This is a genomic window from Nocardioides alcanivorans, from assembly GCF_021555175.1.
Taxonomy (GTDB): domain Bacteria; phylum Actinomycetota; class Actinomycetes; order Propionibacteriales; family Nocardioidaceae; genus Nocardioides; species Nocardioides alcanivorans.
Genome location: NZ_JAKGRW010000049.1, coordinates 63436 through 72989, shown reverse-complemented (window position 1 = coordinate 72989; position 9554 = coordinate 63436). Strand labels below are relative to the sequence as shown.

General features: G+C 66.4%; 7 protein-coding genes and 2 pseudogenes. 3 read left to right on the top strand and 6 right to left on the bottom strand.

Translation table 11 applies throughout. The features are described from left to right. Positions 1–17 precede the first annotated feature (17 nt). The 6 genes and pseudogenes from L1066_RS29345 to L1066_RS21265 form a co-directional block, all read right to left on the bottom strand. Positions 18–326, bottom strand: coding sequence for a VldE C-terminal domain-containing protein (locus L1066_RS29345; RefSeq protein WP_512699732.1), 309 nt, complete (start codon positions 324–326; stop codon positions 18–20). A gap of 224 nt (positions 327–550) precedes the next feature. Further along, positions 551–880, bottom strand: a pseudogene (locus L1066_RS29340) (M23 family metallopeptidase); the annotation flags it as partial. 249 nt (positions 881–1129) lie between these two features. Then, positions 1130–1354: a hypothetical protein gene (locus tag L1066_RS21280; RefSeq protein WP_235738413.1), complete on the bottom strand. Its 225-nt coding sequence runs from the start codon at positions 1352–1354 to the stop codon at positions 1130–1132. A gap of 474 nt (positions 1355–1828) precedes the next feature. Further along, positions 1829–2833, bottom strand: a complete 1005-nt coding sequence (locus L1066_RS21275) for a ParB/RepB/Spo0J family partition protein (RefSeq protein WP_235738412.1) — start codon at positions 2831–2833, stop codon at positions 1829–1831. Beyond that, positions 2826–3671 carry a serine/arginine repetitive matrix protein 2 gene (locus tag L1066_RS21270; protein WP_235738411.1) on the bottom strand — a complete coding sequence of 282 codons (846 nt, stop codon included), beginning with the start codon at positions 3669–3671 and terminating at the stop codon, positions 2826–2828. Before L1066_RS21270 ends, L1066_RS21275 begins: the two co-directional genes overlap by 8 nt. A gap of 406 nt (positions 3672–4077) precedes the next feature. Next, positions 4078–4953 carry a bifunctional DNA primase/polymerase gene (locus L1066_RS21265; RefSeq protein ID WP_235738410.1) on the bottom strand — a complete coding sequence of 292 codons (876 nt, stop codon included), beginning with the start codon at positions 4951–4953 and terminating at the stop codon, positions 4078–4080. Between the two features lie 340 nt (positions 4954–5293). On the opposite strand from L1066_RS21265, the gene L1066_RS21260 reads away from it, so the two are divergent. The 3 genes and pseudogenes from L1066_RS21260 to L1066_RS21250 all read left to right on the top strand — a co-directional run. After that, positions 5294–6727, top strand: a complete 1434-nt coding sequence (locus L1066_RS21260) for an IS1380 family transposase (protein WP_207082367.1) — start codon at positions 5294–5296, stop codon at positions 6725–6727. Between the two features lie 302 nt (positions 6728–7029). Further along, positions 7030–8187 (top strand): acyl-CoA dehydrogenase family protein, encoded by a 1158-nt coding sequence (locus L1066_RS21255; RefSeq protein WP_006901483.1) that lies wholly within the window; start codon positions 7030–7032, stop codon positions 8185–8187. Then, positions 8088–9387 (top strand): annotated as a pseudogene (locus L1066_RS21250) (AMP-binding protein); the annotation flags it as partial. The gene L1066_RS21255 and the pseudogene L1066_RS21250, both read left to right, overlap by 100 nt. Positions 9388–9554 lie beyond the last annotated feature (167 nt).

The following is a 9554-nucleotide window of genomic DNA, read 5'->3' as shown; positions in this document are numbered from 1 at the left end:
CCATCACCCTGGCGGGGCTAGTTATTTGCGACGGTGAAGTGCAGGTGGTCGTAGTGCCCGCCGGTGATCGCGGCGGGGTCGTGCATGCCGCCTCCGTCGTAGATACGCCAGCCTTCGGCGGATCGGGCGACGGACCAGATCTTCCCTTGCCAGATGAGGTATTCGACGCCGAGTTCTTTCGCGTTGGTCTTCATCCAGTTGGTGACCTTCCAGCCCAGGTCGAGGGCGGGCCCGGTGGCCTTGGTGCCGATGGAGTTGCCGAACGTTCCGTCGCAGGCGCGGCCGAGGGAGTGCTCGGACGGTTGGCCGGGACGAGGGAGTAGCAGGACCAGGACGTGCTGGAGAACTGTTGACGGACCTGGGCGAGCACAGCGGCGGTGCGTTCGGTGATCTTCCCGTCGGTGGTGGGGTCATCGACCATGCCGTTGGGGTTCGTCCCGTCGTACGGCGTCGCACCACCTTCGGGGCCGCAGCCACCGGTCTTGCTGGGTGATCCCTTTGCCAGGTCGACGGCTCCTTGCGCTGCGAGCCATGGCGCGGGATCGACCGGTGCCCCGCTCGCGCTGACGGGGCGTAGCTCGAAGTGCAGGTGCGGTCCGGTGGCGTAACCGGTGGCGCCGACCGAGGCGATCTGCTGCCCAGCGGTGACCCGGTCGCCGGCCTTGACCATGATGCTTGCCGCAGTCATGTGGGCGTAACCCGTGTCCATGCGCTGACCAGCGACCGTGTGCTCGATGAGGATCAGGTTCCCGTAGCCTGCCGACGGTCCCGCCGAAGCGACACGTCCGTCCGCCGCAGCCAGGATCGGTGTCCCTGACGGGGCGGCGAAGTCGGTGCCGCTGTGCAGTTTGTAGACACCGGTGATGGGGTGTCGTCGCATCCCGAACGCGCTGGTTTGGATCCACGTGCCTTTCGGCAGAGGGAACACAACACGCGAGGACTCCCCAACCGGGAGAGCGCTAGTCGTGTCATCGTCGGAGAAGAACGTGAAGTTCACCGACGTTGCCGGCAGACAGGACGCTTCTGCGGCGGGATTCAGGATCGCCGTCAGCGACAGGAGGACGGCGGCCGGGCCGAGGAACAGCATGACCAGCCCGCCGATGATGACCTTCGACATCAATGGACTCGCCTACTCCAGGGGCTCGTTGAGCAGCGACAGTCGCAGGAGGCGGCACGCGTCGTACGTCGGCGCACAGACGATGAAGACGGTGAAGGTCACGTCGTGGCGGCTGGCGACAGGTTTGTCGTCCCAGATGCCGTCGCGGTGACGGACGCCGGTGATCGTGTACGCCGTAGTGCCCGGAGCAAGCGTTGCGCTGCCCTGCTCCAACGCGGTCGCCCACTTGGTCGGCACCTCGACAGACCCGATCTCGATCCACTGACGGGTTTCGTACTCACGCAGGTCGATCCAGGTGGTCTCCGGGGGAGGTAGGCGTCGACGTCGCTGATCAACCCAGGTGATTCCTCGCCGGTCGGGTCGGCGATCGTCGCGATGCGTTCGAGGTACGCCGTCCGTGGCGCCAAAGCGGTGGTGTCCCAGTCGAAGATCGCGTGTGCGACGACCTCGGCGAACTCCGCTGGGTCAGCGATCGGTGGGAGCCCGGGGAGAGTGCCGTCGTCCCGTGCGGCCGATGGATCGGCCGGCAGCTCAGTCCCGGCGGACGTCGTCGGGTCAGCGGGCGGGGAGCAGCAGTCTGGTTGTGGGTGAGCAGCACGTAGGTGACCGCTGCAGTCAGCAGCAGCGCGCCGGTGACGGCTGCCACGATCAACCGGCGCCGACGCAGGTCCGGGTCGTAGGTGGAGGAACCCAGCATGGCCAGCCACCCCTTCACGCGCTCGCCACGGCGTCACCCGGACGGTGTTCGCGTACGGCCCGCGCAGCGGCGACGAACTCCACGGAGGCAGTGAGAGTTTGCTCGAAGGCCGACCATTGGGCATCGGTCAGTTCCTGTCCGACCTCGACCGGGTCGTAACGGTCGGTCCAGCCCTCCAGGTCTTCCCACAGGAGGACGAAGGAGTGAACCGAACGCCGTGCTGCCTCGGCTGCGGCCTCACGCTTGCGTCGGTTCGCGGCTATACGCGCGGCGCGGTCGGCCTTCGCTTGGAGTAGGGCTCTTGCTGCGAGTTCCTCCAGGTCGTCGGCCGTGTCGTCTTCGGGCTCTCGGTCCTCGGCGACTTTCAGTGCGGCCCGCACCCGTTGGTAGCTGGGATCGACCGCACCGCCTTCGCGGATCCGGTCGAGTTCCTCTTCGGCGATCTTGCGCACGTCTGCGGGAACGGCGCCGTCGGCAGCGATGGTCTCGATCGTGCAGATCTGTTCGAGCCGAGTGTGTGAAGCCGAGTTGGTTACCAGTTGCGCAGCTTGATTGCGCGACTTTCCTGGGTCCCCGTGCGGTGGTGCCGAATCGGCACCACCGTCGCCTACTTCCCCGTCGTCGGCTCCGAATCGTGTCGCGCGTTGGCGTCGCAGGGCGTCCTCGGTCAAGAGGTCCTTCAGTTCCCGGTAGAGCTTTGCGGCATCAAACGGGAGCAGCGGCCGATGCAGGGTGTTCTCCTCCTGCTCGGCCAGCAACTGCGTCAACGGGTCAGAGATCCCGGTGCGCACCCACACCCGCAGCGTCGGCCAGCCGAGTTCCTTCACGGCCTTCAACCGGCGGTGACCGCAGACCAAGACTCCGTCCGGTGTGATCGTGATCGGCTGGAGGAGACCGAGCCGATCGATTGACCGCATCAGTGGTGCGAGATCTCGCTCAGGGTCGGAGCGGTGCCGGACCCCGATGGTGATGGAGTCGACTCGTCGTTCCAGCTCGATGTGCCCGGTCGCCTCAGACATGGGACGCACCCTCGTGCCTCGGAGCGGTGGCCGCGAAGACGTCGGCGAAACACACCAGCGAGCTGAGCTCGGCTGGCAGGTAGCCCATCAACAGCAACTGGAGCAGTCCACGTCCTTCGCGAGTTCGTTCAAGGACCGGGTCATCGACGCCGAGCAGTGCCTGCAACACTGCGACCCAGTCCGGGTGGGACAGGTCGAGCAGCGCCTCGGCGTGGTGGTCACGGGTCAGACGCGCGTACGCCGTCTGACGGGATCCGGAGCGGATCAGCTGCCCGCACACGTACTCGATGCACCCGTGCGCGGACGGCTCCGGCCAGCCGTTGTCGACCATGATGTGCGCGGCCTGTTCGGCGGCCACCCACGCGTTCGTCGGCTCCTCCGTGACCGACGGGGACGACAGCACGTCCCAGTCGCGCAGTTCCTGCTCGGGCGGCACGTGGAATGCCGGGTGGTAGTCGGCGAGGTTGTCGTCGTAGTCGCAGAATCGTTCCGCGTCGTGGTGTGCGGAGATCTCGGTTCGCCGTGCCTGATGGTTGGAGCACAGCAAGCCCTGGGCACGGGCCTCGTAGATCAGAGTGATCTGCACGGCCCGGGTCACCACCGCCCACGGGTCGATGGCTGTACGCACCGCGCGGGTGCGCATCGCCTCGAACGCCGCGACCGCGGCATCCTCCGGAGCCAGGTCGTACTTGCGAGCCAGCGCGGCGTACTTCGTGGTCGCAAACCGCATCAACTCTTCGGCATCAGGGTCGCGTTGCCACGTCCCAACAGGGGAGTACTGCAACCGGACCAGCAGAAGGCGCAGTCCCTGGGAGGTCGTGAATGCCGGCGTGTTCACAGTCCCAGTCCTTCAGGTGCAGTCGACGGGGGCGAGCGATCGAGGAACGCGTCGTACGCCGTGCGGCCCGCGCGACCGCTGCCGTCCCCCGACGTGTCCGCGCCGACAACGCGGTCTGCAGGTCGATCCCACGACCCGCCGCCGGCGGACCGATCCTCATCGCCAGCTCGGTCGGGCGGATCCACACGACACCGCGAGACGACGCGGGGGCCGCCTCAAGGTGCGTGGCCGTTTGGGAGGGGTCGTGTCGCACAGCAAGCGGCGAGGCCTCACGCTCTGGCGCCTCCGGAGGCGTGGGGTCGGGGATGCGGTCGAGTTGACGTTCGTAGGGATCGGGGCCGTTCATGGGATTACCTCGTCTGATGAAATCGGAAGCGAACTGGGGCAAGAGTGGGATGCGGCAGCGTTATAGGCGGACCCCCTCAACCGCCTGCATAGGGCGCGGGCATCCACTCCGCGTGGAGCCGGCGCCCAGGCGGGTGGCGATGCGATAGGCGGACTGGATGGTCGTCAATGACTCGCGGTCGGACAGCCCGGCCTGCCGTGCTGCGCCGCCGAGAACGTCGGCGGCGACGTCGAAGCGTTCCCCGGCTTCCGCCATCCGGCAGGACGCCCAGAACAGGCCATGGTTGCGCTCGCCTTCGGACAGGGATGCGACCCACGCCGCGAGTCGATCTCGACGTGTCCCGACGACGGGGAGGTCGGCGGGCGACCGGGTTGGACGTGGCGGGTCGAGGAATCGTCGTAAGGCGCCAGCGTCCACCGAGTCAGGTTGGTGAGTGGCTATGTCGATGACCTCGTACTGGCCGATCGTGTTGTCGTCCTGGGTCACGTGCGATGGGGGCAGTACGACGTACCCGCCGTCGCCGCGGAAGTCGACGTGCTTGCGGGGTACCTGCCAGGACGGCTGGCTCGCATCGCCGGCGTGTAGGAAGCAGAGGTGAAGCCCGGAAGAGGGCGTCTTCACCATCCACGCGGGATCACCGAGCAAGCCCGAAGAGCGCGCACTGCGGATCGCGTCGTAGCCATTGCCGGAGGCGTGGACATCAACGTCTACGACGTCGATCCCCGATGCCATGCCGGTTGGCATCGCGACGTTCGCATCCGGCCAACGGCGCCACCAGTCAGCGACCTGATTGGGGTCGAGCGACGCGTCGTGGAACCCGTGCGTCGTGAGTGGACGCTTCTCCAGTGCCACGCACGGGAACACCGGCACGCCGGCCGCTGCGAGGAGTTCGGCGGCCTCCCGTGGCTGGGTCGCCTCACGAAGTTGGACGACCAACGCGGGAGACCACCTTTGAGTCGGCGTCCTGGGCTGTGTCGAGTCGGTCATGCACTCGACTCTGCTCAGCACCCGTATCCGACTACGTACCCCCTATTGGCCAGTAAACGTGGGGGTACACCCCTGTCGCGCGACGTTTGCGCAGGTCAACGGGCGTACCCCCAAAAGCGACAAAATCGGTTAGGTCCGATGAAATCGCTGCCTTGGCTGACACGTTTAGCCCGGATCCACCGATGAACTTGGTCTGGTGAGCGCGCCGTAAACGAGAATGCCCTTGTGTAGCGGGAGAATCGGAGTTCTTGAGGCAACGATTCGACCGAACACAAGGGACATCTCTGAGGTGAAACTCTCTCACACGTCGCGGGCGACGTCGGCGGTCTTCGATGATCCGAATCTCGTGTCGGCCGGTGGTCTGGTTCCGGTGCTCGCGTTGGCCGAGTCCGCTGGGCTGCGTGATCTGGCGGATCAGCACTTGACGGTGCCGGGCGACAAGGGCGCGAACGCCGGGTTGAAGGTCGCCTCGCTGGTCGGTGGGATGGTCGCTGGTGCCGATTCGATCGATGACATGGCGCTGTTGCGTCACGGCGGCATGGGGAGGGTATTCGCCCGCGCCTACGCGCCTTCGACGTTGGGTTCCTTCCTGCGGGCGTTCACCTTCGGGCACGTGCGTCAGCTCGACGCGATCGCGTCGAGGTTCCTCATCGCGCTGGCAGGACTCACCGAGCTGTTGCGTCCGTCAGCCGAGGTGAGCCCGGATGCAGACGCGAGTGCTGACTACGCGTTGCTCGATGTCGACGACACGATCATCGAGGTCCATGGCCACGCCAAGCAGGGCGCCGGGTTCGGCTACTCAGGTGTCCGTGGCCTCAACGCCCTGCTCGCCACCCTCACCATCGCCGGCGCCGTCCCGGTGATCGTGGCCCAACGGCTCCGCAAGGGCTCGACTGGGTCACCACGCGGTGCGAAGCGACTGGTCGGCGATGCGGTGCGGACCGCCCGACGACTGCTCGACAAGTCCCACCCGGTCCTAGTGCGGATGGATTCGGCGTTCTACGGCCGCGGACCAGTTCACGCCGCCCTCAAGGGTGGGGCCGCGGTGTCGGTGACCGTGCGGATGGACAAGCGGGTCAAGGCCGCCATCGCCACCATCGACGACGATGCGTGGACCACCATCGAGTACACCGATGCCGTCTTCGACGAAGCCAGTGGCCGGTGGGTCTCACGGGCCGAGGTCGCCGAGATCGGTTTCACCGCGTTTGCCGCCCAGAAGAAGACCGACCACGTGCCGGGCCGGCTGGTGGTCCGGCGGATCCCGGACTTCAACGCCGAGAAGAACAAGGCAGCCGGCCAAGACACCCTGTTCGACACCTGGCGGTTCCATGCGTTCTTCACCACCACCGACGCCGACGTGCTCGACACCGTCGCCGCCGATGCGATCCACCGCCATCACGCGGTCATCGAGCAGGTCCACGCTGACCTCAAACACGCAGCGTTGGCGCACCTGCCGTCCGGGGTGTTCACTGCCAACGCGGCCTGGTTGGTGCTCGCCGTGATGGCGTTCAACCTCACCCGAGCCGCCGCCAGCCTCACCGACCCGCAGATCGCGAAGGCCACCACCGCCACGATCCGTCGCAAGCTGATCACCGTGCCAGCACGGGTCGCGACCTCAGCACGACGGGTCACTCTGCATCTGCCACAAGCCTGGCCCTGGGAGACCGCCTGGACTGCCTTGTTTGACCGAGTCAGCGACCCGCCACCCGCCCTCGCGGCCTGACCAACCAGCAGCCACAGCTGCGCGACGAGGAACAACGTGGAACACCCCGGACAGTGAGGTCCGGCAGATCATCGCGCCCCGGCGCCCCCACCCGGCGACGACCACCATCACCTCATCCCGGCCATGCCGATCGGTGGATCCGGGCTTAAGGCTCGAAGGGCGACGCCGGCGGGTCTTGATGGAGGCCGACCACCGTGCCCTCGGAGCGATACTGTTCAATATGTTGAACGACTTGCCAGTATGTTGAATAGGCCCTAAGGTGATTCACCTCAGCTCACTAACTTTCAGGTAAGGGGTACGTCGTGTCGCTACTGGAATCGGACGAGCAGAACTCGATCCGTGAGTCAGTCAGGGCCATTGCCGGGCCCTACGATCACGCGTGGTACGTCGATCGCGCCCGCAACGGGCGGAAGGTTGACGAGTTGTGGAAGGCGATCGGCGAAGCCGGCTTTATCGGTGTCAACCTGCCCGAGGAGTACGGCGGCGGCGGGATGGGCATCGAGGAGCTCGCGATCGTGGCCGAGGAGCTGGCGGCCCTGGGGTCGCCGCTGTTGATGATGATCGTGTCGCCGGCTATCTGCGGATCGGTGATCGCTCGATTCGGTTCGGCCGACCAGAAGGAGCGCTGGCTGCCGGGCTTGGCCACCGGCGACATCAAAATGGCCTTTGCGATCACCGAGCCCGACGCCGGGTCGAACAGCCATCTGATCTCCACCGCCGCCCGGCGCGACGGGGACGAGTGGGTGCTGAACGGGAAGAAGTACTACTGCTCGGGGGTCGACGAGGCTGATGCGGTGCTCGTGGTGGTGAGGACCTCGATGGACGACTCCAGCGGCCGCGCGAGGCTCTCGCTGTTCATCGTCCCCACGGACAGCCCGGGGCTGAGCATGACGGTCATCCCTGTCGAGGTGGTGGCCCCCGAGAAGCAGTTCACCTTGTACTTCGACGACCTCCGCCTCGGCGAGGACGCCCTGCTGGGCGAGGTGGACAACGGCCTGCGCCAGATCTTCTTCGGTCTCAACCCCGAACGGATCATGAGCGCCGCCACATCCAACGGTATCGGGCGGTTCGCTCTTGAGCGGGGCGCGCGCTACGCCCGCGAGCGTTCGGTCTGGGGTGGCACCCCGATTGGCGCCCACCAGGGCATCAGCCACCCGCTGGCTGAGGCTCACATGCACGTTGAGCTGGCCCGACTGATGACCCGCCAGGCGGCCTGGCTCTACGACCACCAGCACCCCGCCGGTGAGGCGTCGAACATTGCCAAGTTCGCGGCCGCCGACGCTGCGATCGAGGCACTGGATCGGGCCATCCAGACCCACGGCGGCAACGGCATGGCGACCGAGTACGGGCTTGCTGATGCATGGGGCTTCGCTCGTGTTCTCAAGATCGCGCCCGTCTCTCGCGAGATGGTGCTCAACTTCATCGCCCAGCATTCGCTTGGGCTGCCACGCAGCTACTGAGACAGTCCGAAAGGGGAGCCCAGATGAGGCCGTACGCAGATGCGCTGACCGCGCGGTACCACGAGGCAGGGGTGTGGCAGGACCGCACCTGGAGTTCCTACGTCGCGGAGCACGCCGCGAACCGTGGCGACCGGGAAGCGATCGTCGACCAACCGGACAAGCAGCAACTCATGGGCCGTGCGCCGATGCGACTGTCGTGGGCTGAGGTCAAGCGCCACGTAGACGCGCTCGCGCTGGGCCTTCTCGACGCGGGCGTGGAGCAGGGTGACGTGGTCTTCGTCCAACTGCCCAACAGCGTGGAGTTCGTGCTCGCCCACCTCGCCCTGGACCGAATCGGCGCCGTGGGCACCTTTGCGCCGATGCGGCAGCGTTCCTCGGAGATCACCTATGCCATCACCAAGACGAAGGCCACTGCGGCCATCTGCATGGGTGAGTTCAGGGGCGAGGACTTCCTCGCCATGGTCCACGGCGCCAAAGACGCCGAGGGCTCGTTGCTGAAAACCGTCGTCGCCCTCGGCGCCGAGGATCGGGCCGAGGCCGACTTCGCGCTCGAGCCCATGCTCCACGGGAACCCGAGCGACACAGCGGTGCTGGACGCGCTTGAGGTGTCGGCCGATGAGGCGCTCACACTTTGTCTGACGACCGGGACGGAGAGCAAGCCGAAGGTCGTGCCCCGTACGCCCAACTCCTGGATGGTCACGGTTCGTGCGATTCTGCGTGCCTCGGGACACGGGGCCGACTCGGTCTTCTCCGGTCCCTTCCCCTACGCCAACATGGGCGGTCTGGGTGTCGAGATGTACCCGTGGATCATGGCGGGCGGCAAGTTCGTCACCCACGAGCCTTTCGACGTTGACGTCTTCCTGCAGCAGATCACGGCCGAGCGAGTCAATTACATAATCGCCGTCCCCGCGATCTACTTCGCGATGCTGAGTCACCCCGAGCTCGACGAGAAGTACGACATCTCTTCCCTCAACGTGGTCGGCTGTGGCGGTGAGGCCCCCGCACACGATCATCGAGATGCTGGACGAACGCGGCATCACGGTTATCAACGAGTTCGGAGCCACCGAGGGATGGTTCTTCTTCACCCTGCCCGGTCAGCCCCTGGAGGAGCGCAAGGACCTGTTCAGGGTCGACCAGCTCGAGGAGTTCCTACCGATGACCCAGTTCCGGGCGCTCGACCCAGAGACCGGTAAGGACGCGGCCCCGGGTCAGCCGGGCGAGTTGGCGGTCCGCGGACCGTCAGTGTTCGCCGGTTACTTGGACGCCGACGTGATCAACGAACGGTCCTTCACCACCGACGGGCTCTTTTGCACCGGCGACCTCGTGACCATCGGCGCCGACCGGAGCCTGCGGTACGTCGGACGGCT

Excerpts from the sequence above, each read along its gene's own strand:
- L1066_RS21275 (WP_235738412.1), bottom strand. The coding sequence starts at position 2,833 with ATGTCTGAGGCGACCGGGCACATCGAGCTGGAACGACGAGTCGACTCC.